This is a genomic window from Streptococcus sp. HMSC068F04 (genome assembly GCF_001837455.1).
Lineage (GTDB): Bacteria > Bacillota > Bacilli > Lactobacillales > Streptococcaceae > Streptococcus > Streptococcus salivarius_D.
Window position 1 is genome coordinate 1 of sequence record NZ_KV832500.1, and the last position, 209, is coordinate 209.

The 209-nt window shown below is 37.8% G+C and carries 1 protein-coding gene; it reads right to left on the reverse strand.

Annotation, left to right across the window (positions count from 1 at the left end):
- The coding region (locus HMPREF2571_RS05940) for a transposase (protein ID WP_141760064.1) at positions 1–209 on the reverse strand (209 nt) is incomplete at both ends.

Sequence of the window (209 nt, forward strand, 5' to 3'; positions counted from 1 at the left end):
CGTTTGATGTCTTTAATCAACTTGTTAGTCGCTTCGAGTTTCGCGTTTGAATAGTCAGTTTCTAGCGCATTCTTGATGTATTGCTTGTGTCTAAGAAAAGTCCTAAAGACCGTTTGAAAGTAGTGATTGACCTTGCTCATGTTCTCCTCTATTAACTCAAAAAACTCATCTACCCTCTTCTCCTGAAAGTGAAAAAGCAAAAGCTGATA